22 protein-coding genes are annotated in these 25,343 nt (G+C 71.3%); 2 read left to right on the top strand and 20 right to left on the bottom strand.

Annotated elements, in window-relative coordinates; translation table 11 throughout:
* Nucleotides 1-23 precede the first annotated feature (23 nt).
* The 6 genes from carB to pyrR form a co-directional block, all read right to left on the bottom strand.
* Complete coding sequence (gene carB / locus ACFYOP_RS30425) at nucleotides 24-3,332, bottom strand: carbamoyl-phosphate synthase large subunit (RefSeq protein WP_356898293.1); 3,309 nt, start codon at nucleotides 3,330-3,332, stop codon at nucleotides 24-26.
* Complete coding sequence (carA, locus tag ACFYOP_RS30420; protein WP_356898292.1) at nucleotides 3,325-4,476, bottom strand: glutamine-hydrolyzing carbamoyl-phosphate synthase small subunit; 1,152 nt, start codon at nucleotides 4,474-4,476, stop codon at nucleotides 3,325-3,327. Before carA ends, carB begins: the two co-directional genes overlap by 8 nt.
* Entirely contained in the window at nucleotides 4,473-5,018 is a 546-nt protein-coding gene (locus tag ACFYOP_RS30415) for a hypothetical protein (RefSeq protein ID WP_388453566.1), read from the bottom strand. Before ACFYOP_RS30415 ends, carA begins: the two co-directional genes overlap by 4 nt.
* Nucleotides 5,019-5,035: 17 nt before the next feature.
* Nucleotides 5,036-6,349 (bottom strand): dihydroorotase, encoded by a 1,314-nt coding sequence (locus tag ACFYOP_RS30410; RefSeq protein ID WP_356898290.1) that lies wholly within the window; start codon nucleotides 6,347-6,349, stop codon nucleotides 5,036-5,038.
* A gap of 4 nt (nucleotides 6,350-6,353) precedes the next feature.
* Entirely contained in the window at nucleotides 6,354-7,352 is a 999-nt protein-coding gene (locus ACFYOP_RS30405; protein ID WP_356898289.1) for an aspartate carbamoyltransferase catalytic subunit, read from the bottom strand.
* An 88-nt stretch (nucleotides 7,353-7,440) separates the two neighbouring features.
* Nucleotides 7,441-8,058: a bifunctional pyr operon transcriptional regulator/uracil phosphoribosyltransferase PyrR gene (gene pyrR / locus ACFYOP_RS30400; RefSeq protein ID WP_356898288.1), complete on the bottom strand. Its 618-nt coding sequence runs from the start codon at nucleotides 8,056-8,058 to the stop codon at nucleotides 7,441-7,443.
* A 229-nt stretch (nucleotides 8,059-8,287) separates the two neighbouring features.
* Here pyrR and bldD point away from each other — a divergent pair, with 229 nt between their 5' ends.
* Entirely contained in the window at nucleotides 8,288-8,788 is a 501-nt protein-coding gene (gene bldD / locus ACFYOP_RS30395) for a transcriptional regulator BldD (RefSeq protein ID WP_023542978.1), read from the top strand.
* A 208-nt stretch (nucleotides 8,789-8,996) separates the two neighbouring features.
* On the opposite strand, the gene nusB is transcribed toward bldD, so the two are convergent.
* From nusB to ACFYOP_RS30325, 14 genes are all read right to left on the bottom strand, one after another.
* Nucleotides 8,997-9,425: a transcription antitermination factor NusB gene (gene nusB / locus ACFYOP_RS30390; protein WP_356898287.1), complete on the bottom strand. Its 429-nt coding sequence runs from the start codon at nucleotides 9,423-9,425 to the stop codon at nucleotides 8,997-8,999.
* Nucleotides 9,426-9,427: 2 nt separating this feature from the next.
* Nucleotides 9,428-9,994, bottom strand: coding sequence for an elongation factor P (gene efp, locus ACFYOP_RS30385; protein WP_356898286.1), 567 nt, complete (start codon nucleotides 9,992-9,994; stop codon nucleotides 9,428-9,430).
* Nucleotides 9,995-10,056: 62 nt separating this feature from the next.
* Nucleotides 10,057-11,166, bottom strand: a complete 1,110-nt coding sequence (locus tag ACFYOP_RS30380; RefSeq protein ID WP_356898285.1) for an aminopeptidase P family protein — start codon at nucleotides 11,164-11,166, stop codon at nucleotides 10,057-10,059.
* Between the two features lie 369 nt (nucleotides 11,167-11,535).
* Nucleotides 11,536-12,342 carry a Pro-rich N-terminal domain-containing protein gene (locus ACFYOP_RS30375; RefSeq protein WP_356898284.1) on the bottom strand — a complete coding sequence of 269 codons (807 nt, stop codon included), beginning with the start codon at nucleotides 12,340-12,342 and terminating at the stop codon, nucleotides 11,536-11,538.
* Nucleotides 12,343-12,536: 194 nt separating this feature from the next.
* Entirely contained in the window at nucleotides 12,537-12,977 is a 441-nt protein-coding gene (locus tag ACFYOP_RS30370) for a type II 3-dehydroquinate dehydratase (protein WP_356898283.1), read from the bottom strand.
* Complete coding sequence (gene aroB / locus ACFYOP_RS30365) at nucleotides 12,974-14,068, bottom strand: 3-dehydroquinate synthase (protein ID WP_356898282.1); 1,095 nt, start codon at nucleotides 14,066-14,068, stop codon at nucleotides 12,974-12,976. The genes ACFYOP_RS30370 and aroB overlap by 4 nt, the downstream gene beginning before the upstream one ends.
* A complete protein-coding gene (locus ACFYOP_RS30360) occupies nucleotides 14,065-14,547 on the bottom strand; it encodes a shikimate kinase (protein ID WP_356898337.1) in 483 nt (160 codons plus the stop codon). Before ACFYOP_RS30360 ends, aroB begins: the two co-directional genes overlap by 4 nt.
* A 29-nt stretch (nucleotides 14,548-14,576) precedes the next feature.
* Nucleotides 14,577-15,761, bottom strand: a complete 1,185-nt coding sequence (gene aroC, locus ACFYOP_RS30355; RefSeq protein WP_356898281.1) for a chorismate synthase — start codon at nucleotides 15,759-15,761, stop codon at nucleotides 14,577-14,579.
* Between the two features lie 511 nt (nucleotides 15,762-16,272).
* Entirely contained in the window at nucleotides 16,273-17,103 is an 831-nt protein-coding gene (locus tag ACFYOP_RS30350; RefSeq protein WP_356898280.1) for a shikimate dehydrogenase, read from the bottom strand.
* Nucleotides 17,103-18,899, bottom strand: coding sequence for an endolytic transglycosylase MltG (gene mltG / locus ACFYOP_RS30345; RefSeq protein WP_356898279.1), 1,797 nt, complete (start codon nucleotides 18,897-18,899; stop codon nucleotides 17,103-17,105). Before mltG ends, ACFYOP_RS30350 begins: the two co-directional genes overlap by 1 nt.
* A 102-nt stretch (nucleotides 18,900-19,001) precedes the next feature.
* The gene (ruvX, locus tag ACFYOP_RS30340; RefSeq protein WP_356898336.1) at nucleotides 19,002-19,466 is read right to left on the bottom strand and encodes a Holliday junction resolvase RuvX; all 465 of its coding nucleotides are present in this window, start codon (nucleotides 19,464-19,466) and stop codon (nucleotides 19,002-19,004) included.
* 17 nt (nucleotides 19,467-19,483) lie between these two features.
* Nucleotides 19,484-22,168, bottom strand: a complete 2,685-nt coding sequence (alaS, locus tag ACFYOP_RS30335) for an alanine--tRNA ligase (protein ID WP_356898278.1) — start codon at nucleotides 22,166-22,168, stop codon at nucleotides 19,484-19,486.
* Nucleotides 22,168-22,587, bottom strand: a complete 420-nt coding sequence (locus tag ACFYOP_RS30330) for a hypothetical protein (protein WP_356898277.1) — start codon at nucleotides 22,585-22,587, stop codon at nucleotides 22,168-22,170. The genes alaS and ACFYOP_RS30330 overlap by 1 nt, the downstream gene beginning before the upstream one ends.
* A gap of 3 nt (nucleotides 22,588-22,590) precedes the next feature.
* Nucleotides 22,591-23,022, bottom strand: a complete 432-nt coding sequence (locus tag ACFYOP_RS30325; protein WP_356898276.1) for a DUF948 domain-containing protein — start codon at nucleotides 23,020-23,022, stop codon at nucleotides 22,591-22,593.
* A gap of 158 nt (nucleotides 23,023-23,180) precedes the next feature.
* Between ACFYOP_RS30325 and ACFYOP_RS30320 the strand changes: the two genes are divergently transcribed.
* The gene (locus tag ACFYOP_RS30320) at nucleotides 23,181-25,331 is read left to right on the top strand and encodes an AAA family ATPase (protein ID WP_356898275.1); all 2,151 of its coding nucleotides are present in this window, start codon (nucleotides 23,181-23,183) and stop codon (nucleotides 25,329-25,331) included.
* Nucleotides 25,332-25,343: the final 12 nt, after the last annotated feature.

Below are 25,343 nucleotides of genomic sequence, written 5' to 3'. Positions count from 1 at the left end.
TTCCGGTGTCCCCCTCGTCGTTGCTAGTCGCGGGCCGCGGTCAGGTGTTCCGCGTGTTCCTGCAGCGAACGGACGCCGACGTCGCCGCGGTTCAGCGCGTCGATGCCCTGGACGGCGGCGGCGAGCGCCTGGACCGTCGTCAGGCACGGGACGCCGCGGGCGACGGCCGCGGTGCGGATGTCGTAGCCGTCGAGGCGGCCGCCGGTGCCGTAGGGGGTGTTGACGATGAGGTCGACCTCGCCGTCGTGGATCAGCTGGACGATGGTCTTCTCGCCGTTCGGGCCCTCGCCCTCCGACTGCTTGCGCACGACGGTGGCGTTGATGCCGTTGCGCTTGAGGACCTCGGCGGTGCCGGAGGTGGCCATCAGCTCGAAGCCGTGGGCGACCAGCTCGCGGGCCGGGAAGATCATCGAGCGCTTGTCGCGGTTGGCGACGGAGACGAACGCGCGGCCGCTGGTCGGCAGCGGGCCGTACGCGCCGGCCTGCGACTTGGCGTACGCCGTGCCGAAGACCGAGTCGATGCCCATGACCTCGCCGGTGGAGCGCATCTCCGGGCCCAGCACGGTGTCCACACCGCGGCCGTGGACGTCGCGGAAGCGCGACCACGGCATGACGGCCTCCTTGACGGAGATCGGCGCGTCGAGCGGCAGGGTGCCGCCGTCGCCGTTCTTCGGCAGCAGGCCCTCCTCGCGCAGTTCGGCGATGGTGGCGCCCAGCGAGATGCGGGCGGCGGCCTTCGCCAGCGGTACGGCGGTCGCCTTCGAGGTGAAGGGCACGGTGCGCGAGGCGCGCGGGTTGGCCTCGAGCACGTAGAGGATGTCGCCGGCCATCGCGAACTGGATGTTGATCAGGCCGCGGACGCCGACGCCCTTGGCGATGGCCTCGGTGGAGATGCGCAGGCGCTTGATGTCGAAGCCGCCGAGTGTGATCGGAGGCAGGGCACAGGCCGAGTCGCCGGAGTGGATCCCGGCCTCCTCGATGTGCTCCATGACGCCGCCGAGGTAGAGCTCGTGGCCGTCGTAGAGCGCGTCGACGTCGATCTCGATGGCATCGTCGAGGAAGCGGTCCACGAGGACCGGGCGGGTCGGGGAGATCTCGGTCGACTCGGCGATGTACGCCTCGAGGCGCGTCTCGTCGTAGACGATCTCCATGCCGCGGCCGCCGAGCACGTACGACGGGCGGACCAGGACCGGGTAGCCGATCTCGTCGGCGATGGCCTTGGCGCCGGCGAAGGTGGTGGCGGTGCCGTGCTTGGGCGCGGGCAGCCCGGCGTCGGCGAGGACCTGGCCGAAGGCGCCGCGATCCTCCGCGGCGTGGATGGCCTCCGGCGGGGTGCCGACGACCGGGACGCCGTTGTCCTTGAGCGCCTGGGCCAGGCCCAGCGGGGTCTGGCCGCCGAGCTGGACGACGACGCCGGCGATCGGGCCGGCCAGCGACTCGGCGTGCACGATCTCCAGCACGTCCTCGAGCGTCAGCGGCTCGAAGTACAGGCGGTCGGAGGTGTCGTAGTCGGTGGAGACGGTCTCCGGGTTGCAGTTGACCATCACGGTCTCGTACCCGGCGTCGTGCAGCGCGAAGGAGGCGTGGACGCAGGAGTAGTCGAACTCGATGCCCTGGCCGATGCGGTTCGGACCGGAGCCGAGGATGATCACGGCGGGCCTGGAGCGCGGCGCGACCTCCGACTCCTCGTCGTAGGACGAGTAGAAGTACGGGGTGCGGGCGGCGAACTCGGCGGCGCAGGTGTCGACCGTCTTGTAGACCGGGCGGATGCCGAGCGCGTGCCGGACCTCGCGGACGACGTCCTCGCGCAGCCCGCGGATCTCGGCGATCTGGGCGTCGGAGAAGCCGTGGCGCTTGGCCTCGGCGAGCACCTGGGGGTCGAGCTTTTCGACGGCGGCGAGCTCGTCCGCGTGCTCCTTGATCAGGAAGAGCTGGTCGACGAACCAGGGGTCGATCCTGGTGGCGTCGAAGACCTCCTCGGGGCTGGCGCCCGCGCGGATGGCCTGCATGACCGTGTTGATCCGGCCGTCGGTGGGCCGTACGGCCTCCCGCAGCAGCTCGTCCTTGTCGCCCACCTCGCCGGTGAAGCTGAACTGGCTGCCCTTCTTCTCCAGGGAGCGCAGGGCCTTCTGCAGCGCCTCGGTGAAGTTCCGGCCGATCGCCATGGCCTCGCCGACCGACTTCATGGTCGTGGTCAGCGTGGAGTCGGCGGACGGGAACTTCTCGAAGGCGAACCGGGGTGCCTTGACTACGACGTAGTCGAGCGTGGGCTCGAAGGACGCCGGGGTCTTCTCGGTGATGTCGTTCGGAATCTCGTCCAGGGTGTAGCCGACGGCGAGCTTCGCGGCGATCTTGGCGATCGGGAAGCCGGTGGCCTTGGACGCGAGGGCGGAGGACCGGGAGACGCGCGGGTTCATCTCGATGACGATGATCCGGCCGTCCGCGGGGTCGATCGCGAACTGGATGTTGCAGCCGCCCGTGTCGACGCCGACCTCTCGGATGATCGCGATGCCGATGTCGCGCAGCCGCTGGTACTCGCGGTCGGTGAGCGTCATCGCCGGGGCGACGGTGATCGAGTCGCCGGTGTGGACGCCCATCGGGTCGAAGTTCTCGATGGAGCAGACGACCACGACGTTGTCGTTCTTGTCGCGCATCAGCTCCAGCTCGTACTCCTTCCAGCCGAGGATGGACTCCTCGAGGAGCACCTCGGTGGTCGGCGAGAGGGTCAGGCCCTGGCCGGCGATGCGGCGCAGCTCGTCCTCGTCGTGGGCGAAGCCGGAGCCGGCGCCGCCCATGGTGAAGGAGGGGCGGACGACGACGGGGTAGCCGCCGAGCGTCTCGACGCCCTTGAGGACGTCGTCCATGGAGTGGCAGATCACGGACCGGGCGGACTCGCCGTAACCGATCTTGGCCTTGACGGCCTCGACGACGCCCTTGAACAGGTCGCGGTCCTCGCCCTTGTTGATGGCCTCGACGTTGGCGCCGATCAGCTCGACGCCGTACTTCTCCAGCACACCCTGCTCGTGCATGGAGATGGCGGTGTTGAGGGCGGTCTGGCCGCCGAGGGTCGGCAGCAGCGCGTCGGGGCGCTCCTTGGCGATGATCTTCTCGACGAACTCGGGGGTGATCGGCTCGACGTAGGTGGCGTCGGCGATCTCCGGGTCGGTCATGATCGTCGCCGGGTTGGAGTTGACCAGGATGACCCGCAGGCCCTCTGCCTTGAGGACCCGGCAGGCCTGGGTGCCGGAGTAGTCGAACTCGGCGGCCTGGCCGATGACGATCGGGCCGGAGCCGATGACCAGGACGGACTGGATATCGGTGCGCTTAGGCACGCTCGGCCTCCATCTGGGCGGTGCTCATCAAAGTCGTGAAGCGGTCGAAGAGGTATGCGGCGTCGTGCGGGCCGGCGGCCGCCTCCGGGTGGTACTGGACGCTGAAGGCCGGCCGGTCGAGCAGCTGGAGGCCCTCCACCACGTTGTCGTTGAGGCAGACGTGGGAGACCTCGGCGCGGCCGTAGGGGGTCTCGGACACCTTGTCGAGGGGGGCCTCGACGGCGAACCCGTGGTTGTGCGCGGTGACCTCGACCTTGCCGGTGGTGCGGTCCTGCACGGGCTGGTTGATGCCGCGGTGACCGTACTTCAGCTTGTACGTGCCGAAGCCGAGGGCGCGGCCGAGGAGCTGGTTGCCGAAGCAGATGCCGAACAGCGGGGTCTTCCGCTCGAGGACCGCCTTGATGACGGTCAGGTCGGCGGTGGCGGGGTCGCCGGGGCCGTTGGAGAGGAAGACGCCGTCCGGGTTCACCGCGTAGACGTCGTCGGCGGTCGCGGTGGCGGGCAGCACGTGGACCTCTATGCCGCGCTCCGCCATGCGGTGCGGGGTCATGCCCTTGATGCCGAGGTCGAGCGCGGCGACGGTGAACCTCTTGGTCCCGATCGCCGGGACGACGTACGCCTCTGTGGTGGCGACCTCTGCGGAGAGGTCGGCGCCCTTCATCTCGGGCGCCTGCTGGACGCGGGCGAGCAGCGTCGCGTCGTCGGCCAGCGCCTCGCCGGAGAAGATGCCGACGCGCATCGCGCCCCGCTCACGCAGGTGGCGGGTGAGGGCGCGGGTGTCGATGCCGCTGATGCCGACGACGCCCTGGGTCTCCAGTTCGTCGTCGAGGGTACGGCGCGAGCGCCAGTTCGAGGGGATACGGGCGGGGTCGCGCACGACATAGCCGGCGACCCAGATCTTCCTCGACTCGTCGTCCTCGTCGTTGACGCCCGTGTTGCCGACGTGCGGCGCGGTCATCACGACCACCTGGCGGTGGTACGAGGGGTCGGTGAGGGTCTCCTGGTAGCCGGTCATGCCGGTGTTGAACACCGCCTCGCCGAAGGTCTCCCCCACGGCCCCGTAGGCACGGCCGCGGAAGGTGCGGCCGTCCTCCAGGACGAGTACGGCGGGAGCTTTGGCGGCTCCCCGGGTGGAGATCGTCATCGTGCGGTGCCTTCCGTCGTCTTGATCATGTTCGTGAGGGTGTCGACCCACTCGCTCTGCCCGGCCGCGTGGTCGGAGCGGAAGCCGGAGTCGATCAGTTTGTCGCCGTGCGCCCAGGTGACGATCAGCAGACCGCCCTCGGCGAGGACCTTGCCCGCGATGCCCTTGTCGAGCCGGGCCTCGCGCAGCGCCGCCGCCGGTACGAAGAAGTCCTGCGCACCGGGGCGCTCCACGACCAGGCCCTGGTCCGTCAGGGTGAGCTCCGCGCGGCTGCGGGTGCCCAGCCCGTGGGCGACGATCCGGTCCAGCCACTGCCCGGCGGTGGTGGAGCCGTGGTACCGGCCCGTCATCGTCAGTTTCGCCTCGCCGGGCTCCGCGGGCGCGGTGGGCAGCTCCGGCAGGTCCGACTGGAGGCTGCCGCGCCACTTCCAGCCCTGGCGCATCAGCCAGTAGACGAAGACGACGAAGAGCAGCAGGCCGACGACCCAGCCGATGCGGGCGGCCCAGTCGGTCACCTCCGCCGACTTCTGTTCCGCGGCCATGGTGATCAGTACAGGTGTCACGCCAGCTTCCCGTCCACGAGCGTCGCCCGGCCCCGCAGGAAGGTGTGAGTGACGCGTCCCGGCAGCTCACGGCCCTCGTAGGGGGTGTTACGGCTGCGGGAGGCGAAGCCCGCGGGGTCCACCGGGCCACGGTATGCCGGATCGACCAGAGTGAGGTTCGCGGGCTCACCAGCCGAGACGGGCCGGCCGTGGCCCCTGGCCTGTCCGATCCGCGCGGGCTTGAAGGACATCCGGTCGGCGACGCCCGCCCAGTCGAGCAGTCCCGTCTCGACCATCGTCTGCTGGACGACGGAGAGCGCGGTCTCCAGGCCGACCATGCCCATGGCGGCCGCGGCCCACTCGCAGTCCTTGTCCTCGTGCGGGTGCGGGGCGTGGTCGGTGGCGACGATGTCGATCGTGCCGTCGGCCAGGGCCTCACGCAGCGCCATGACGTCCCGCTCGGTGCGCAGCGGCGGGTTGACCTTGTAGACCGGGTTGTAGGAGCGGACCAGCTCGTCGGTCAGCAGCAGGTGGTGCGGGGTGACCTCGGCGGTGACGTCGATGCCGCGGGACTTGGCCCAGCGGACGATCTCGACGGAGCCGGCGGTGGAGAGGTGGCAGATGTGGACGCGCGAGCCGACGTGCTCGGCGAGCAGCACGTCGCGGGCGATGATCGACTCCTCGGCGACGGCGGGCCAGCCGCCGAGTCCCAGCTCGGCGGAGACGACGCCCTCGTTCATCTGGGCGCCCTCGGTGAGCCGCGGCTCCTGCGCGTGCTGGGCGACGACGCCGCCGAACGCCTTCACGTACTCCAGCGCCCGGCGCATCATCACCGCGTCGTCGACGCACTTGCCGTCGTCGGAGAAGACGGTGACGCCGGCCGCGGAGTCGTGCATGGCGCCGAGTTCGGCGAGCTTCTTGCCCTCGAGGCCCACGGTGACGGCGCCGATGGGCTGCACGTCGCAGTAGCCGGACTCCTTGCCGAGCCGGTAGACCTGCTCGACCACGCCGGCGGTGTCGGCGACGGGGAAGGTGTTGGCCATGGCGAACACGGCCGTGAAGCCGCCGCTCGCGGCGGCGCGGGTGCCGGTGAGGACGGTCTCCGAGTCCTCGCGGCCGGGCTCGCGCAGATGGGTGTGCAGGTCCACGAGGCCCGGCAGCAGGATCTGCCCCTCGGCCTCGATGACGCGGATCTCGGACGCGTCTCCGGCACGACGGGCGTCCTCCACGGACAGCCCGGTGCCGGTCTGCGCGATGGTCGCGCCGTCGATCAGGACGTCCTGGACCTCGCCACCGAGCACCTTCGCACCGCGGATCAGGATCTTGCTCATGTTCTTACTTCTCCTCGGTGCGGGTGGTGGTGGGGACGTCGGACACATTCGATGAAGCGAACACAGCGCCGCCGAGCAGCAGGTACAGCACGGCCATGCGGATGGAGACGCCGTTGGCGACCTGCTCGATGACCGTGCAGCGGTCGGAGTCGGCGACGTCCGCGGTGATCTCCATGCCGCGGACCATCGGGCCGGGGTGCATCACGATCGCGTGCTCCGGCATCCTCGCCATCCGCTCGCCGTCCAGGCCGTAGCGCCGCGAGTACTCGCGCTCGGTCGGGAAGAAGGCGGCGTTCATCCGCTCGCGCTGGACGCGCAGCATCATCACGGCGTCGGACTTGGTCAGGGTGGAGTCCAGGTCGTACGAGACGTGGCAGGGCCAGGTCTCCACGCCGACCGGCACCAGGGTCGGCGGGGCGACGAGGGTGACCTCGGCGCCGAGGGTGTGCAGCAGGTCGACGTTGGAGCGGGCGACCCGGCTGTGCAGGATGTCGCCGACGATCGTGATGCGCCGGCCCGCCAGGTCCTGGCCGAGGCCGGCGTCCCTGCCGACGAGGCGGCGGCGCATGGTGAAGGCGTCGAGCAGAGCCTGGGTGGGGTGCTGGTGGGTGCCGTCGCCGGCGTTGATGACGGGGGCGTCGATCCAGCCGGAGTTGGCGAGGCGGTAGGGGGCGCCGGACGCGCCGTGCCGGATGACGACGGCGTCGACGCCCATCGCCTCCAGCGTCTGCGCGGTGTCCTTCAGGGACTCGCCCTTGGAGACGCTCGAGCCCTTGGCCGCGAAGTTGATGACGTCGGCGGAGAGCCGCTTCTCCGCCGCCTCGAAGGAGATCCGGGTCCGGGTGGAGTCCTCGAAGAAGAGGTTGCAGACGGTACGGCCGCGCAGGGCGGGCAGCTTCTTGATCGGCCGGTCGGCGACCCGGGCCATTTCCTCCGCGGTGTCGAGGATGAGGACGGCTTCGTCGCGCGTGAGATCGGCGGCCGAGATGAGGTGGCGCATCATCGGGGGGTTTCTCCAGGTCTGTGGAGGTTTTCGAGACATGCGGGCGCACGGAGGGGCACGCCGTACGAAGGGGTGGGACGTACGGGAGCTACCGCTCGCCGGCCGGAGCGGCCTCTCTCCCCCGGCCTTCGGCCGGGGGGACCCCCATCTCGCGCCGCTCGCCGAGCAGCACGGTGTCGCGACCGTCCTCCTCGTCGAGCAGGACCTTGACCGTCTCGCGCAGGGACGTGGGGAGGTTCTTGCCGACGTAGTCGGCGCGGATGGGCAGCTCGCGGTGGCCCCGGTCGACCAGGACGGCGAGCTGCACGGCCCGGGGGCGGCCGAGGTCGCCGAGGGCGTCGAGGGCGGCCCGGATGGTGCGGCCGGAGAAGAGGACGTCGTCGACGAGGACGACGAGACGGCCGTCGATGCCGTCGCCGGGGATCTCGGTGCGGGCCAGCGCGCGGGCGGGCTTGAGCCGCAGGTCGTCCCGGTACATGGTGATGTCGAGCGAGCCGACCGGGATGTTCCGGCCGGTGATGGTCTCGAGCTTTTCGGCCAGCCGGCGGGCCAGGTAGACGCCGCGGGTGGGGATGCCGAGGAGAACCACGTCGTCGGCGCCCTTGGCGCGCTCGACGATCTCGTGGGCGATACGGGTCAGTACCCGCGCGATGTCGGGGCCCTCGAGAACGGGCCGGGCGGCATCGGAACTGCTGGAAGCGTCCATGAAAAAGGACCTCCTTCTCCGCCTCACGGGACGGACCTTAAAGGACGTCGGAATTGCGCCGTCCACGTTACCAGGGCTTGATGGGTGTACTGATCCGGGTCCACCGGCCGCCGGCCGAAACCGGTCCGGACCATTCGGCTTGACTCATCCAAGTCACGCTGCGTAACCTCACAGTGAGTTACCAGTCGCGCGGCGGAGCCGCACGTTGTCACAGCGTCCGGGGAGCTATATGTCCAGCGAATACGCAAAGCAGCTCGGGGCCAAGCTCCGCGCCATCCGCACCCAGCAGGGACTGTCCCTCCATGGCGTGGAAGAGAAGTCCCAGGGCCGCTGGAAGGCCGTGGTGGTCGGCTCGTACGAGCGCGGCGACCGCGCCGTGACCGTGCAGCGCCTCGCCGAGCTGGCGGACTTCTACGGCGTCCCGGTCCAGGAGCTGCTCCCGGGCACGACGCCGGGCGGGGCCGCAGAGCCGCCGCCGAAGCTCGTCCTGGACCTGGAGCGCCTGGCGCACGTCCCCCAGGAGAAGGCCGGCCCCCTCCAGCGGTACGCGGCGACGATCCAGTCGCAGCGCGGCGACTACAACGGCAAGGTGCTGTCGATCCGCCAGGACGACCTGCGCACGCTCGCCGTGATCTACGACCAGTCGCCGTCGGTCCTGACCGAGCAGCTCATCAGCTGGGGCGTGCTGGACGCGGACGCGCGTCGCGCGGTGGCGCATGACGAGGGCTGACGCCTGGCTGTACGCCTGAACTGAAAAAACGTCACGCCGCGGAGGGCGGGACCGGTTCGCACCGGTCCCGCCCTCCGTCGTGCCACCGGTGCCCGGACATGCCAAGCGCGGGGAGGCGCCGGGATGTGAGCGGGCGAACGCGACGGGCCCGGTCCGGAAGACAGTGCGTCTTCCGGACCGGGCCCGTCGAAACCGGGACGGCGTCGCGTCAGTCGCGGCGCAGGCTCGGCTTGAGGTCCTTGAAACGGCCGAGCATGCCGTTCACGAACGCCGGGGACTCGTCCGTGGAGAACTCCTTGGCGAGCTGTACCGCCTCGTCGATGACGACCGCGTCCGGAGTCTCGTCCATCCAGACGAGCTCGTAGGCCCCGAGCCGGAGGATGTTCCGGTCGACGACCGGCATGCGGTCGATCGTCCAGCCGACGGCGTAGGTGGCGATGAGATCGTCGATACGGTCCGCGTACTGGGCGTACCCCTCGACGAGGTCCATCGTGTACTCGGCGACCGGCGGCTGCCGCTCGTCGGTACGGGCGTGCCGGACCCAGTCCGCGAGGACCCTCTGCACGGTCGCCCCGCGCTGGTCGGCCTCGAAGAGGATCTGGAAGGCACGCTTGCGGGCCTTGTTACGGGCAGCCACGGTTAGCTGTTCACCCTGCCGAGGTAGTCGCCGGAACGGGTGTCGACCTTGATCTTCTCGCCCGTCGTGATGAAGAGCGGGACCTGGATCTCGTAGCCGGTCTCCAGGGTGGCGGGCTTGGAGCCACCGGTGGAACGGTCGCCCTGCACACCGGGGTCGGTGTGCTGGATCGTGAGCTCGACGGCGGCCGGGAGCTCCACGTAGAGCACCTCGCCCTCGTGCTGGGCGACGCTGGCGGTGAAGCCCTCGATGAGGAAGTTCGCGGTGTCTCCGACCTGCTTGCGGTCGACCATCAGCTGGTCGTACGTCTGCATGTCCATGAAGACGAAGTACTCGCCGTCCATGTAGGAGAACTGCATGTCGCGCCGGTCGACGGTGGCCGTCTCGACCTTCACGCCGGCGTTGAAGGTCTTGTCGACGACCTTGCCGGAGAGCACGTTCTTGAGCTTGGTGCGCACGAAGGCCGGGCCCTTGCCGGGCTTGACGTGCTGGAACTCGACGACGGACCAGAGCTGGCCTCCGTCGAGCTTGAGCACCATGCCGTTCTTGAGGTCGTTCGTGGAAGCCACGGTTGCGGAATCTCCTGGACTGACGCTGGGTGGACGACCAAGGCGTTCACACCGCAGCTCCGCTACAGCGCGAGCAGCTCCTTGGTCGTGATGGTGAGTAGCTCGGGTCCGCCGTCCGCCTCCTGGCGCACGACGAGCGTGTCATCGATCCGGACCCCGCCCCGGCCCGGGAGGTGGACCCCCGGTTCGACGGTGACCGGCACACAAGCGTCCAGTTTACCCATGGCCGCAGGGGCGAGCTGCGGGTCCTCGTCGATTTCGAGTCCGACACCGTGGCCGGTGCGCGGCGCGAGGTCCTCCCCGTGGCCCGCGGCGTCCAGGATCTGCCGGGCCGCGTGGTCGACCTCGCGGTACGCGGTACCGGGCAGCAGGGACTCCCGGCCGGCCCGCTGAGCGGCGAAGACGAGATCGTAGAGCTCGATCTGCCAGTCCGCCGGGGAGGTGCCGATCACAAAGGTACGGCCGATCTCGCAGCGGTAGCCGCGGTAGTTCGCGCCGAGGCTCACGGAGAGGAAATCTCCCTCCTCGACCCGGCGGTCGCCCGGGCGGTGACCCACGAGGCCCGAGTTCGGGCCGGTGGCGACGGAGGTCGGGAACGCGGGGCCGTCGGCGCCGTGGTCGACGAGCCGGCGCTCCAGCTCGAGGGCGAGATGCCGCTCGGTGCGGCCCACGAGGATGGACTCGAGCAGCTCGCCCAGCGCCTGGTCGGTGATCTCCGCCGCGATGCGCAGGCAGGCGATCTCGTCCTCGTCCTTGACGATCCGCTGCTGCTCGACCGCGAGCCCGAGATCCGCGAGGCGCAGCCGGGGCGCGACGGAACGGAGCGCTCGGTGTCTGGTGACCGTCAGATGGTGCTCCTCGACGGCGAGGGACTCCACGCCGTCCGTGCGGGCCAGCTCCGCGGCCGCGACGGCGGCGTCGCCGGCGGAGGTCGGCAGGGCGACGAGGCGCAGCCCGTCGTCCGGGCGGCCGTCGGCGCCGGCGGGGGCGGCGGACGTGCGTGGACAGAGCAGCACGTCGTCGCCGGGGGCGAGGAGCAGTACGGCGCCGGGCGGGGCGCCGCCCGCGAGATAGCGGACGTTGGCGGGCCGGGAGATCAGGGCTGCCGTGCTGCCGGTCGCGGCACACCGGTCCCGCAGCCGGCCGCGACGGGCCCCATACACCTCAGACATTCTCCGAGCGTACGAGTGCGGGGGGCCGGGGGCCCGGTGACACGGCCGAGCGGGTCCGTGCGTCGGACTGTTCCACCCGGGGGGCGCCACCCGGGGGTGCCGCCCCCGTGCCCCCGCGCCTCAAACGCCGGCGGGGCTGGATGGCCCAGTCCCGTGCCGGGTCCGGCGGCTCGAGCACCCGGCAGGGCCGGAAGCGTGCCGGTCCTGTCAGGGCGCCGCCCCGAACCCCGCGCCTCAAACGCCGGCGAGGCTGAAGTCGCCTGGCGCATCCAGCCCGGCCGGCGATTGAGGCCACCGCGCGGAGCGCGGTACCGGGTCCGGGGCTTGCCGCGGTTTCGGGGAGGGGCGGGGTGGGGGGACTCCGGCCCGCTACCAGGTCGGGGGGCTGGCGATCGCGCGGGCCAGGACGTCGTCCAGGACACGCGCCGTCGTCTCGACGTCGTACTTGGAGTTGTCGATGATCGGCAGGCCCGACCCGTACCAGCCCGCCATCCGCCCGTGGATCCCGGCGACCTCCTCGTCGGACAGACGCCGGTTGCCGCTCCGCTCCGCGTTGCGTTCGAGGACGATCTCGAGGCCCGGCAGAAGGACCACGGGCAGCAGGCCGGGGCCGACGTGGCGCTTCCAGCCGCCGAGGCCGACGGCGGGGCGGTCGGGGAAGACCGCGTCGTCGAGGATGCAGGAGATGCCGTTCGCCAGGAAGTTCCGGGCGGCGAAGCCGCAGGTGCGGCGGGCGAGACGGTACTGGGCCTCGGAGTTGTCGTTCCAGCCCGACTGGGGGTCGGCGAAGCCGGAACAGACCCATTCCCGTACGTCGTCGAGGCTGATGTGCGCCGTGGGCACCCGGCGGGTGTTGGCCCAGTGGCGGGCCACCGTGGTCTTGCCCGCGCCGGCCGGTCCGATGAGGAGTACGGCCAGCATGGCCGCGCCGGTGCCGCTGTCCGCCGGGGGCGGCGCGGGTATGGGGACGGGCCCGCCGGGTGGGAGCTGGATGTGGCCGGTCGACTCACGGGCGGGCTGCGCCGGCCCCGCCCAGCCCGGCGCGGGCGGTCCCCCGGGGGGCGGCGGGGGCAGTGCCGGGCCGTGGCCCGGGTGCTGTGCGCTGTGCATCCATCCGGCCGGTCCCTGCCCCGGTCCGTGGGGCGGCGGCAGCGGAGCCCCCACTGCGTGCTGCATCCGGTGCCACTCCGTCTCGTGCGACTGACGTTGGATCGAATCGAACGGCCGGAGGCCGTCGTGCTACCGAACGGTACCTTCCTGATGCCGTTCGGACGTGCCGCCGGCCCGGCCGCCGTAGCGTCAACGGCCGGGAACGGCGTGAAGTGCCCTGTGCGCAGGCGGCACGGCACCGGACGGCACCGGACGGCACGTCAGCCGCCGAGTTCCTCCGCGAGCGCGCGCAGCGCGAGCCGGTAGGAGCCGATGCCGAAGCCGGCGACCGTGCCGCTGGCCACCGCCGCGACGACCGAGGTGTGGCGGAAGGCCTCGCGGGTGTACGGGTTGGAGATGTGGACCTCGATGAGCGGGGCCGTCCGCTGGGCGGCGGCGTCGCGCATTCCGTACGAATAGTGCGTGAAGGCGCCGGGGTTGAGAACGACCGGAAGTGAGGCGTCCGCCGCTTCGTGGAGCCAGCGGATCATCTCGCCCTCGTCGTTCGTCTCCCGCACGTCCACGTCGAAGCCGAGCTCCTTGCCGAGGGCCTGGCAGGTGTCGACCAGGCCGGCGTAGGAGGTCGCGCCGTAGACGTCGGGCTCGCGGGAGCCGAGGCGGCCGAGGTTCGGCCCGTTGAGCACCAGGACCCGGCGGCTCACGCCGAGACCTCCCCGTAGGCAGCGAGCAGGACCGCCGGGTCGGGGCCCTCCAGCACGGTCGGCTTGCCGAGGCCGTCGAGGACGATGAAGCGCAGCACGTTGCCGCGGGACTTCTTGTCGACCTTCATGGTCTCCAGCAGCTTGGGCCACTGGTCGCCGCGGTAGGTGAGCGGCAGACCCACGGATTCGAGGACGCTGCGGTGCCGGTCGGCGGTGGCATCGTCCAACCGCCCGGCCAAGCGGCCGAGTTCGGCGGCGAAGACCATGCCGACGGAGACGGCGGCGCCGTGCCGCCACTTGTAGCGCTCGTTCTTCTCGATGGCGTGGGCGAGGGTGTGCCCGTAGTTGAGGATCTCGCGGAGGCCGGCCTCCTTGAGGTCGCTGGAGACGACGTCGGCCTTGACCTGGATGGAGCGCACGATCAGCTCGGCGGTGTGCGGCCCCGCGGGCGTACGCGCGCCCTGCGGGTCGGCCTCGACGAGGTCGAGGATGACCGGGTCGGCGATGAAGCCGGCCTTGATGATCTCCGCCATGCCGCTGACGTAGTCGTTGACGGGCAGCGAGTCCAGCGCGGCCAGGTCGCACAGCACACCGGCCGGCGGGTGGAACGCGCCGACGAGGTTCTTGCCCTCCGCGGTGTTGATGCCGGTCTTGCCGCCGACGGCCGCGTCGACCATGGCGAGCACGGTGGTGGGCACGGCGATCCAGCGCACGCCGCGCAGCCAGGTCGCCGCGACGAAGCCCGCGAGGTCGGTCGTCGCGCCGCCGCCGACGCCGACGATGACGTCGGTGCGGGTGAAACCGGTCTGGCCGAGGGCCTTCCAGCAGTAGGCGGCGACCTCCGCGGTCTTGGCCTCCTCCGCGTTCGGCACCTGGATCGCGACGGCCTCGTATCCCTGGTCCGCGATGTCGGCCCGCAGCGCCTCGCCCGTCTCCGCGAGCGCCTCCGGGTGGATGACGGCCACCCGCCGGGCGCGCGTACCGATCAGGCCCGGCAGTTCGCCGAGCAGCTGCCGGCCGACCAGCACCTCGTACGGGTCGGAGCCGGCCGTGCCGCCGACCTGGATACGGGTCATTGCCTGCTCAGTCATGCGTCCTTCAGCTCCAGTGCGTCGAGGACCGCCTGCGCGACCTCTTGGGGGGTGCGGTCGTCGGTTGCCACGACCACGCGGGCCACTTCGGTGTAGAGGTGGCGGCGTGCGTCCATCAGCTCGCGCCACTGGCGGCGCGGGTTCACGGCGAGCAGCGGCCTGGCGGTGTTGAGGCCGACGCGCTTCACCGCCTCCTCCACGTCCATCGACAGGTAGGCGACGGGCAGGCCGGCGAGCAGTTCGCGCGTCCCGTCGTCGAGGATCGCGCCGCCGCCGAGGGCGAGCACGCCCGTGTGCTCGGCGACGGCCTTGCGCACGGCCGCGCGTTCGAGGGCGCGGAAGTGGTCCTCGCCGTCCTCGACGAAGATGTCCGAGATCTCGCGTCCTTCGGCGGCGACGATGTCGGCGTCGGTGTCCCGGTAGGCCACGCCCAGCCGGTCGGCGAGCAACTCGCCGACCGTGGACTTGCCCGAGCCCATCGGCCCGATCAGGACGATCTGGGGGGCGCTCACCGGATGTGGAGGTTGTCGAGGTACGCGCGGACGTTGCGGCGGGTCTCGGTGACGCTGTCGCCGCCGAACTTCTCGGCGACCGCGTCCGCGAGGACGAGGGCCACCATGGCCTCCGCCACGATGCCCGCGGCGGGCACGGCGCAGACGTCGGAACGCTGGTGGTGGGCCGCCGCGGCCTCGCCCGTCTCGACGTCGATGGTCTTCAACGCGCGCGGCACGGTCGCGATCGGCTTCATCGCGGCGCGGACGCGCAGCAGTTCACCGGTGGACATGCCGCCCTCCGTGCCGCCGGAGCGGCCGGTGGTGCGGCGGATGCCCTCGTCGGTGGAGACGATCTCGTCGTGCGCCTGGGAGCCGGGCACGCGGGCCAGCTCGAAGCCGTCGCCGACCTCGACGCCCTTGATGGCCTGGATGCCCATGAGCGCGGCCGCGAGGCGCGCGTCGAGCCTGCGGTCCCAGTGCACGTGCGAGCCGAGGCCGACGGGCACGTTGTACGCCAGGACCTCGACCACACCGCCGAGGGTGTCGCCGTCCTTGTGGGCCTGGTCGATCTCGGCGACCATCGCCTTGCTGGCGTCGGCGTCGAGGCAGCGCACCGGGTCGGCGTCGAGGCGCTCCTCGTCGGCGGGGACGGGGAGCACCCCGTACGGGGCCCTGGCCTTGGCCAGCTCCACCACGTGGGAGACGATCTCGATGCCCGTCGTCTCCTTCAGGTACGACCGGGCCACCGCGCCGAGCGCGACCCTCGCGGCGGTCTCCCGGGCGCTCGCGCGCTCGAGGATCGGGCGGGCCTCGTCCAGCGCGTACTTCTGCATGCCGGCGAGGTCGGCGTGGCCGGGCCGGGGCCGGGTCAGCGGCGCGTTACGGGCCAGCTGGGCCAGCTCGTCGGGGTCGACGGGGTCGGCCGCCATGACCTTTTCCCACTTCGGCCACTCGGTGTTGCCGACCATGACGGCCACCGGCGAGCCCATGGTCAGTCCGTGGCGCACTCCGCCGATGAAGGTGACCTCGTCACGCTCGAACTTCATCCGGGCCCCGCGCCCGTAGCCGAGGCGCCGTCGGGCGAGATGGTCCGCCACCATGTCGGTCGTGATCGGCACACCGGCGGGAAGACCCTCCAGCGTCGCCACCAGTGCGGGTCCGTGCGACTCGCCCGCGGTCAGCCAACGCAACCTGCTCAACGGTGCTCCTCATGCTCGCGCCTCGAACTGCGACGGCGCGACCGGGTGCGCGGCCCTGGCCCGCCTGATCCGATCCTCCCACGTCCGGGGCCGCCATTCGGCCGCCGGTCCAGCAGGCGGACGGCCTGTGCGATCCGGTCAGTCGCCGTCCCGGCGCTGCTGAGGGGCGTACGCGCCGAGGAAGTCGGCCCCGCTGGGCGTGTGCGGGACGGGCGGGGCGGCGGCGGGAGCGTACGGCCCGAGGTGGTCGGCGCCGCTCCCCCGACCGGCCGGCGGCGGGGGGGACGGGCTGCGGGGACCGGGCGGCACGGCGCCGGGCGATCCTGCCCCGGATCGACTGCACCCAGCCGAACAGGACCACCGCGAGGAGCAGGCACAGCAGCGGGATCTCCAGCCAGTCCGGCAGGAACTGGATGACTCCTTCGAAGACGTTCTTCAGGATCGACGCCTGCGGCTGACCGGTTTCCATGACTGCTCTCCCCCAGTGTTCGGCCGGAACCAGGGGAAGAGCCTAGCGAGAAGCGAGCGCGTGTTCGCCCGCGGCCCGCATCTCGTGCAGCGGCGCGGGAGAGCAACCCGTCATCTGCTCGACCTGGAACACCGCCTGGTGGACGAGGAGGTCGAGTCCGCCCACGACCCCGCCGCCGTTGCCGGACCAGGCGGCGGCCAGGGCCGTCGGCCAGGGGTCGTACAGCACGTCGAAGAGGGTGCCCGGAGTGGCAGGCACGTCGGCCGCGAGGGCGTCCGTCGTGCCGGCGGGCGTCGTGGCGATCACCAGCGGGGCGTGCAGGGCGTGGGCCGCGTCCGACCAGTCCGCGGTGCGCACGTCGACCCCGAGGCGCTCTCCCCAGCCGCGCATCTCGGCGGCCCGGGCCTCGCTGCGCACGTACGCGGTGACGGGACCGGTGCAGACACGGGCGAGAGCGGCGAGTGCGGAGGAGGCGGTCGCGCCGGCTCCAAGAACGGCGGCGGAGTCCACCTTCTCGACGCCGCGCTCGCGCAGCGCCGCCACCATCCCGGGGATGTCGGTGTTGTCACCCAGTCGGCGGCCGTCCTCGGTGAACACCACCGTGTTGACGGCCTCGACGGAGGCCGCGGTGTCGCTGATTCCGTCGAGCAGCGGGATGATCGCCCGCTTCAGCGGCATGGTCAGCGACAGTCCGGCCCAGGTCGCGTCCAGCCCGGCGACGAACCCGGGCAGCGCGGCCTCGTCGACCTCGAACCGGTCGTAGGACCAGTCGGTCAGGCCGAGCGCGGCGTAGGCGGCGCGGTGCAGCACCGGGGAGAGGGAGTGCGCGATGGGCGATCCGAGGACCGCCGCGCGACGACGGGAAGACGACATCAGTTGCCCCGCGAGTCGTTGAACTTGTCCACCAGCTTCTGGTGCTCGGCGAGCGTCTTCGCGAACTCGGTCTTGTTCATGCCGTCCGTCGCCACGAAGTACAGCCAGCCGTCGTCCGTCGGGTTGAGGGCGGCGGTCAGCGCCTCGTTGCCCGGGTTGCTGATCGGTCCCGGTGTCAGGCCCTGCTGGGTGTACGTGTTGTACGGGTCCTGATTGCTGTTGATCTCGTCCTCTGAGATGTCGATCTCGCTCTGGCCCTTGAGGTAGTTGAACGCCGAGTCGAACTGCAGCAGTTGGTTCGTCTCGGTGTTGGAGGGCTTGAGACGGTTGTAGATGACTTCGGACATCTTGCGGAAGTCCTCGTGCGTCTTGCCCTCGACCTGCACCAGGCTGGCGAGGGTGAGCAGTTCCCAGGGGCTCTCGAGGCCGAGGCCCTCGGCCTTGGACTCGAGACCGGCCTTCTCGTACTCCGCGTTGGCGCGGGTGACCATCTTCTTGAGGACCGACTCGGGCTTGTCGGCTTTGGAGACCGGGTACGCGGCGGGGAAGAGGAAGCCTTCGAGGGGGTCCTTGACGTCCTTGTGGTTCTTGGCCCAGTCGGGCAGGCCGAGGCTGTCCGCCTTCTCCTCCGCGACCTTCTCGGTGGTGCCCGCCTTGAGGCCGAGGCGCTTGTCGATCTGCTCGTAGACCTTCGCGTTCCGCCGGCCCTCGGCAATGATCAGGTTGTTGTGGCTGGCCGGGTCCAGCATCGACTCGACCGCGCTCTTCGCGGACTGCTCCTTCTTCAGGAGGTAGACGCCGTCCTGGATGCTGCCACCCTTGGGATTCTTGGTCTGGGCGGACACGAAGGCGTCGACGCTCTTGACCACACCGTTCCTCTTGAGGATGTTGCCGATCTCGCTGCCGGTGGCGCCCTTCGGGATCGTCAGCTCGACGGTGGTGGCGATGCCGGTGCCCTGGAAGTCCTCGGGCTCGCCGAACTGGTCCTGGAGAAACGTGTACCCGTAGTAGCCGACGGCCCCGAGGCCGCCCAGCAGGACCGTGGCGACCACCAGGCAGGCGACGCCGTTGCGGCCGCCCTTCTTCTTGGTCTTCCCCTTGCCGCGGCGGTCACGGCCGCCGCCGCCCCCTCGCGGGTCGCGGGAGTCGTCGTCGTGGTCGTCACGGCCGTCGTCGTCGGCGTCGTCGTCGTTGCCGGTGAAGAAGGGGTGGGTCTCCTCCTTCTGGGCCTCGGCCTCCCAGTCGGTGGCCGGTTCCTGCTCGGCCCGGCGCCGGCCCGGGGGCCGCGGCGGCGGGTACGCCTCGGGCGTGCCGTAGTAGTCGCCCTGCTGCTGCGGGGCGTAGCCGGCCGGCTGGCCGCCGTACGTGGCCGACGGATCGTCGCCGTAGGGCACCGCCTGCTGCTGCCCGGTCTCCCAGCCGCCGTTGTACTGCTGCTGCTGGTACGGGTCCTGGTACTGCTGCTGGCCCCCGGGCTGCTGGTACGGGTCCTGGTACTGCTGCTGGCCGGGCTGCTGCCGGCTTCCGTACTGCCGGCCGCCCTGCTGGTCCCCGTACTGCTGCTGGTCGCCGTACTGCTCCTGCGCGTACTGGTCCTGGGTGTACTGGCCCTGCGCGTACTGCTCCTGCGTGTAGGCGTCCTGCTGCTGCCCCTGTTGCGGGTACTGCTGCTCGTCATGGTCGCCGTACTGAGAGTGACCGGCCGTGGGCTGCTGTCCTCCCCATCCCTGGTCCCCGTAGTAGGGGTCCTCGGGACGCCACGGTTCGGAGCCGGGGCCCCGGCCATACTCAGTCATCGATCCCCTAGGGCCGCGAGACGGCGCGAAACGATCCGCCTCTTCTCTGTGCGGCGGCTGTTCGAACACCGCCGCATCGCGCGGAACGTTACCGTATCGCGATCAGACAATCGGTTCGACGCCCTCTCCCGGGGCAGTGCCTGACGCCCGTTCGGACTCCAGAGCGTTCTGAAGGATCACCACAGCGGCAGCCTGGTCGATGAAGGACCGGCCCTTTTTGGACTTCACGCCCGAAGCGCGCAGCCCCTGAGTGGCCGTCACTGTGGTCATCCTCTCGTCGACCAGTCGCACCGGCACCGGTTTGACGCCCTGGGCGAGCGTACGGGCGAAGCCGCGGATCTTCTTCGCCGCCGGCCCTTCCCGTCCGCTGAGCGAGCGGGGCAGGCCGACCACGATCTCGATCGGCTCGTACTCCTCGACCAGTTGGCGCAGCCGCCGGTGCGCGGCCGGGACATCGCGTCCCGGCACGGTCTCCACCGGGGTGGCGAGGAGCCCGTCGGGGTCGCACGAGGCGACCCCGATCCGGGCGTCCCCGACGTCGATCGCGAGTCGGCGTCCGCGGCGCATCTGCGGCCTGTCCTCGGTCACGCGGTCTCGGTCACGAGGCGCTCGACGGCGGCCACGGCGTCGCCGATGGCGTCCGGGTTCTGGCCGCCGCCCTGGGCGACGTCCGGCTTGCCGCCTCCGCCGCCGCCGAGGGTCTTGGCGGCGGTGCGGACCAGGTCGCCGGCCTTGAGGCCGCGCTCGCGGGCGGCCTCGTTGGTGGCGATGACGGTGAGCGGGCGGCCGTTGGCCGTGGTGAAGACGGCCACCACGGCCGGGCGGTCGCCGGCCCCCGACAATTGATCCAGCCGGCCACGGACGTCGAGGACCAGCTTGCGCAGGTCGTCGGCGGACGTGCCGTCCGGGACGGTGCCCGTGACCAGGGCGACGCCGCGGACGTCCTTGGCGCCCTGGGCGAGACCCGCGGCGGCGCCGAGCACCTTCTCCGCCCGGAACTTCTCGATCTCCTTCTCGGCGTCCTTCAGCTTGCCGAGCATGGCGGCGATCTTCTCCGGCAGCTCCTCCGAGCGGCCCTTGACCAGCTCCTGGAGCTGGGCGACGACCGTGTGCTCCTTGGCGAGGAAGTTGTACGCGTCGACACCGACGAGGGCCTCGACACGGCGGACGCCGGAGCCGATGGACGACTCGCCGAGCAGCTTCACCAGGCCCAGCTGGGCGGTGTTGTGGACGTGCGTGCCGCCGCACAGCTCCTTGGAGAAGTCGCCGATGGTCACGACGCGCACCCGCTCGCCGTACTTCTCGCCGAACTCGGCGATCGCGCCCTGCTTGCGGGCCTCGTCGATCCCCATGACCTCGGCGTGCACGTCGAGTTCGCGGGCGAGGATCTCGTTGATCTGCTGCTCGACATCGGTGAGGACCGTGCCGGGGACGGCGTTCGGCGAACCGAAGTCGAAGCGGAAGCGGCCCGGGGAGTTCTCCGAGCCGGCCTGGGCGGCCGTCGGCCCGAGGGCGTCGCGCAGCGCCTGGTGGGTGAGGTGGGTGGCGCTGTGGGCGCGGGCGATGGCCCGGCGGCGGCGTACGTCGATGGCGGCGTACGCGGAGGCGCCGACGGTGACCTCGCCGACCTGGACGACGCCCTTGTGGACGCTGACGCCCGGGACGGGCTGCTGCACGTCGCGGACCTGGATCACGGCGCCCGAGTGGAGCCTGATCCGGCCCTGGTCGGCGAGCTGGCCGCCGCCCTCGGCGTAGAACGGGGTGCGGTCGAGGACGACCTCGACCTCGTCGCCCTCGGAGGCGGCCGGGGAGGAGACGCCGTCGACCAGCAGGCCGACGACGGTGGACTCGCCCTCGGTGGAGGTGTAGCCGGTGAACTCGGTGTTGCCGGAGGCGTCGGCGACCTCGCGGTAGGCGGAGAGGTTGGCGTGGCCGGTCTTCTTGGCCCTGGCGTCGGCCTTGGCCCGGTCCCGCTGCTCCTTCATCAGGCGGCGGAAGCCGTCCTCGTCCACGGACAGGCCCTGCTCGGCGGCCATCTCGAGGGTGAGGTCGATCGGGAAGCCCCAGGTGTCGTGGAGCAGGAACGCCTTGTCGCCGGAGAGGACGGTGCCGCCCTTGGCCTTGGTCTCGGTGACGGCGGTGTCGAGGATGTTGGTGCCGCCCTTGATGGCCTTGAGGAACGCGGCCTCCTCGGCGAGGGCGACGGTCTCGATCCGCTTGCGGTCGGTGATCAGTTCCGGGTACTGCTGCCCCATGGTGTCGACCACGACGTCGACGAGGTCCTTGACGACCGGGCCGGTGGCGCCCATGAGGCGCATGTTGCGGATGGCGCGGCGCATGATGCGGCGCAGCACATAGCCGCGGCCCTCGTTGCCGGGGGTGACGCCGTCGCCGATGAGCATCGTGGACGTGCGGATGTGGTCGGCGACCACGCGCAGGGAGACGTCGGAGCCGTGGTCGGCGCCGTAGCGGACGCCGGTCAGCTCGGTGGCCTTGTCCATGACGACGCGCAGGGTGTCGGTCTCGTACATGTTCTGCACGCCCTGCAGGATCATGGCGAGGCGCTCGAGACCGAGACCGGTGTCGATGTTCTTGCTGGGCAGGTCGCCGAGGATCGGGAAGTCCTCCTTGCCCTCGCCGGCGCCGCGCTCGTACTGCATGAAGACCAGGTTCCAGATCTCCACGTAGCGCTCGTCGTTGACGGCGGGGCCGCCCTCTTCGCCGAACTCCGGACCGCGGTCGTAGTTGATCTCGGAGCACGGGCCGCAGGGGCCGGGGACGCCCATGGACCAGTAGTTGTCGGCCTTGCCCAGGCGCTGGATGCGCTCGGCCGGGACGCCGACCTCCTCGCGCCAGATCCGCTCCGCCTCGTCGTCGTCCAGGTAGACGGTGATCCAGAGCTTCTCCGGATCGAGGCCGTAACCGCCCTTGTCCTGGGGGCTGGTGAGCAGCTCCCAGGCGTACTTGATGGCGCCTTCCTTGAAGTAGTCGCCGAAGGAGAAGTTGCCGCACATCTGGAAGAACGTGCCGTGCCGGGTGGTCTTGCCGACCTCTTCGATGTCCGGCGTGCGCACGCACTTCTGCACGCTGGTCACGCGCGGGGCGGGCGGCTTGACCTCACCCAGGAAGTACGGCTTGAAGGGGACCATGCCCGCGGGAACGAGGAGCAGAGTCGGGTCGTCCGCGATGACCGACGCCGAAGGGACGACGGTGTGCCCGCGCTCCTCGAAGAAGCTCAGCCAGCGGCGGCGGATTTCAGCCGACTCCATCAGTGGTCCTCATTCCGGTTGTACGTGTGCTCGTCGTACGGCTCTTCGCCGTGCGAGGGCTCGGTGTTCGAGTGCCTGTCGTGCCGACCAGGCTTGTGGTGTGACGTCTTGCTGTGCAGGTAGGTGATCTGCGCGGGCTCGCCCCGCCCGATCGCCGACTTGCCCCGCTGCGCGGGGAGCCCGGGGTCGACGGGCGTGCGCAGCCCCAGTACCTCGGCGAGTTCGTCCTCGCGCCGGACCATTCCCGACCTGACGTCGAGGGCGAAGTCCTTGAGCCGGTGGCCGGCGTCGACCGCCTTGTTCGCGGCCTGCGCGGCGAGGCTCTCCGGGGTCAGCTGCTTGAGCTTGCGGTTGACCTTGGTGGTGGCCCACACACCGGCTGCCGCGCCGGCGGTGAACCAGAACGTGCGGCGGAACATGCCTCAGCCCTTCCGGTCCTTGCGCCGGGCACCCGGCACGGTACGGCCGACGATCACGGCGCGGCGCGACGGCTTGGCCGGCTTGTCGTCGTCCTTGCGGCTCATGGCGCGGCGGACGCCGTATCCGAACGCGGCGACCTTGACCAGCGGGCCGCCGAAGGTGGAGGCGACCGTCGTGGAGAGCGCGGAGGCGTTGGAGGTGACCTCCTGGACGTCCGTCGCGATGGCGTCCACCCGTTCGAGCTGGGTCTGCGCGGAGCGGACCGTCGCCGAGGCGTCGGCCAGCAGGGGCACGGCCTGTTCGGTCACGTCCGCCACGAGTTCGGTGGTCGCCCTGAGCGTCTGGGCCAGCCTCACCAGCACCACGGCGAGGAAGGAGACCAAGATCGCCCAGAAGACGGCCACCAGAATCCCGGCAACCTCTCCACCGGTCACTGCGCACCGCTCTCTGCTCGTCTTCGGGTACTCGGGAAATCGTCCTCCGAGCCTATCGCGCCGTCGACGGCGGGCCGCACCGCATTACCGGTGCACAGGGGCGACTTGCGCCGGACCGATTGTACCCACTGCTTACGCCTGAGTACGCTGCGTGTCCTATGCGACGCCGTCATCCCAGTCTTCCCGCGGAACTGAACCGCTTCGTGGGCCGCAGCCGCGAGTTGGCCGCGCTCTTCGGAGCCCTCGACGACTCCCGGCTGGTCACCGTCGTGGGAGTGGGCGGCGTAGGCAAGTCACGCCTGGTCTCGCACGCCGCGGCGGCCCTGCAGAATCGGTACGCCGACGGGGTCCGGCTCTGCGAGCTGTCGCCGCTGCGCGACCCCGCCCTGCTCACCCACGCCTTGGCCGAGTCCCTCGGCATCACCGACCACACCAGCAGACCGCCCGGCGACGTCCTGCTGGACGAACTCTCCGAGAGCAGCCTGCTCCTCGTGCTGGACGGCTTCGAGCATCTCGTCGAGGAGTGCGCGCAGCTCGCGGGCGACCTGCTGCGCCACGCTCCTGGCGTGCGGGTGCTCGCGGCGGGCCGCAGACGGCTGCGGCTCGACGGGGAGCAGGTCTTCGAGCTGGCCCCGATGTCCGAGGACGATGCCGTGGAGCTCTTCACCGCTCGCGCGGCAGCGGTGGTACCGGGCTTCGAGGACACGGACCACGGCCCGGACTCGGTGCGCGCGCTGTGCCGCCGGCTCGAAGGCATCCCGCTGGCGCTCGAACTCGCCGCCGGACGTGTGCCCGCGCTCTGCGTCGACCAGTTGCTGCGCCGGCTCGACGACCGCTTCGACGTGCTCACCGGCGGCTGCCGGAGCGCGCTGCCGCGCCACCGGGCCCTGCGCACCGCCATCGGCTGGAGCCATGAACTGTGCACTCCCCAGGAGCGGCTGCTGTGGGCGCGGCTGTCCGTCTTCGCCGGGCAGTTCGACCTGGAGGCCGTGGAGTACATCTGCAGCGGCCCCGAACTGCCCGTCGAGAGCATCCTGGACGTCCTGGCGGAGCTGGTCGCCCAGTCCGTGGTCCGCCGTGAGGAGTCGCCCGCCGGGCTGCGCTACCGGCTGCTGGACACGGTCCGCGCGTACGGGGCCCAGTGGCTGGGGGCCATCGGCGACGCGGAGCGGCTGCGCCGGCGTCACCGCGACTGGTACATGGGGCTCGCCACCTGGTGCGAGCTCGAGTGGTTCAGCCCCCGCCAGGCCGAGGTGGCGGCCTGCGCCGACAGCGCGCTCCCGGATCTGCGGGCGGCGCTGGAACTGTGCCTGGACGACCCGCGGGAGGCGCATCTGGGCCGGCATCTGGCGGGCACGCTCTGGTTCTACTGGGTCGGCTGCGGCCGGCTGGCCGAGGGCAGGCACTGGCTGGAGCGGTGCCTGGCCCAGGAGTCGGAGCCGGGCCACGAGGACGCCCGGCTCAAGGCGCTGTGGGTGCTGGGCTATGTGGCCGTCCTCCAGGGCGACTTCGCGGCGGGCGCGGGCGCGCTGCACGAGTGCGCCGAGCGGGCGGACCGCACGGGCAACCGCCTCGCCGCCGCCTACGCGACGCACCGCAAGGGCTGCCTGGCGCTGCTCTCCGGTGAGATGCCCCGCGCCGAGGAGCTGCTGCGCTCGGCGCTGGTCTCGTACGAGGCGGTGGGGGAACTCAACAGCAACGTCCTGATGGGCCGGGTCGAACTGGCCATGGCGCTCGTCTTCCAGGGCCGGCTGGACGATGCGGTGGCCCTGTGCGAGGAGGTCGGCCGGGTCTGCGAGGAGCACGGCGAGCGCTGGACCCGCGCGTACGCGCTGTACGTGCTGGCGTACGCGGCCTGGGCGGCGGGCGAGCACGGGCGGGCGCGGGCGCTGCTGCGCGAGTGCATCACGATCGACCACCGGTTCAACGACCTGGTGGGGCTGGTGCTCGCGCTGGAGCTGCTGGCCCTGGTGACGGCGAGCGACGGGAACCCGGCGGAGGCGGCGGTGCTCCAGGGGGCGGCCGCCCCGATGTGGGCCTCGGTGGGCCTGGCGCTGTTCGGATCGCGCCAGTTCGGCGTACCCCGGGAGTTGTGCGAGGAGCGGGCCGTCGCGCTGCTGGGGGCCGAGCGGTACGCGGCGTGCGTACGGGAAGGGGCCGGCCTCGGTGTCGACGCGGCGGTGCGGCGCGCCCTGGCCGTGCCGGAGCCGTCGCGGCCCCGGCCGGTGGGGCCGCAGCGGGTGCAGCCCCCGGAAACGCGGGAGCCCGCCGGCTCCCCCGCCGGAAACGGCGGGGAGGCGGCGGGCTGACGCGCTGTGAGC

Origin of the sequence: Streptomyces sp. NPDC006294, from assembly GCF_042870895.1 — a bacterium.
Lineage (GTDB): Bacteria > Actinomycetota > Actinomycetes > Streptomycetales > Streptomycetaceae > Streptomyces.
This window is presented reverse-complemented; position numbering and strand designations above follow the sequence as displayed.

Bases quoted from the DNA above. Each gene is read 5' to 3' on its own strand.
- carA (WP_356898292.1), bottom strand. From the start codon at position 4,476: ATGACGATCTCCACCCGGGGAGCCGCCAAAGCTCCCGCCGTACTCGTC.
- ACFYOP_RS30415 (WP_388453566.1), bottom strand. From the start codon at position 5,018: ATGGCCGCGGAACAGAAGTCGGCGGAGGTGACCGACTGGGCCGCCCGC.
- ACFYOP_RS30410 (WP_356898290.1), bottom strand. From the start codon at position 6,349: ATGAGCAAGATCCTGATCCGCGGTGCGAAGGTGCTCGGTGGCGAGGTC.
- ACFYOP_RS30405 (WP_356898289.1), bottom strand. From the start codon at position 7,352: ATGATGCGCCACCTCATCTCGGCCGCCGATCTCACGCGCGACGAAGCC.
- pyrR (WP_356898288.1), bottom strand. From the start codon at position 8,058: ATGGACGCTTCCAGCAGTTCCGATGCCGCCCGGCCCGTTCTCGAGGGC.
- bldD (WP_023542978.1), top strand. From the start codon at position 8,288: ATGTCCAGCGAATACGCAAAGCAGCTCGGGGCCAAGCTCCGCGCCATC.
- ACFYOP_RS30380 (WP_356898285.1), bottom strand. From the start codon at position 11,166: ATGTCTGAGGTGTATGGGGCCCGTCGCGGCCGGCTGCGGGACCGGTGT.
- ACFYOP_RS30375 (WP_356898284.1), bottom strand. From the start codon at position 12,342: ATGCAGCACGCAGTGGGGGCTCCGCTGCCGCCGCCCCACGGACCGGGG.
- aroB (WP_356898282.1), bottom strand. From the start codon at position 14,068: ATGACTGAGCAGGCAATGACCCGTATCCAGGTCGGCGGCACGGCCGGC.
- ACFYOP_RS30360 (WP_356898337.1), bottom strand. From the start codon at position 14,547: ATGGGCTCGGGCAAGTCCACGGTCGGCGAGTTGCTCGCCGACCGGCTG.
- ACFYOP_RS30350 (WP_356898280.1), bottom strand. From the start codon at position 17,103: ATGTCGTCTTCCCGTCGTCGCGCGGCGGTCCTCGGATCGCCCATCGCG.
- mltG (WP_356898279.1), bottom strand. From the start codon at position 18,899: ATGACTGAGTATGGCCGGGGCCCCGGCTCCGAACCGTGGCGTCCCGAG.
- ruvX (WP_356898336.1), bottom strand. From the start codon at position 19,466: ATGCGCCGCGGACGCCGACTCGCGATCGACGTCGGGGACGCCCGGATC.
- alaS (WP_356898278.1), bottom strand. From the start codon at position 22,168: ATGGAGTCGGCTGAAATCCGCCGCCGCTGGCTGAGCTTCTTCGAGGAG.
- ACFYOP_RS30330 (WP_356898277.1), bottom strand. From the start codon at position 22,587: ATGTTCCGCCGCACGTTCTGGTTCACCGCCGGCGCGGCAGCCGGTGTG.
- ACFYOP_RS30320 (WP_356898275.1), top strand. From the start codon at position 23,181: ATGCGACGCCGTCATCCCAGTCTTCCCGCGGAACTGAACCGCTTCGTG.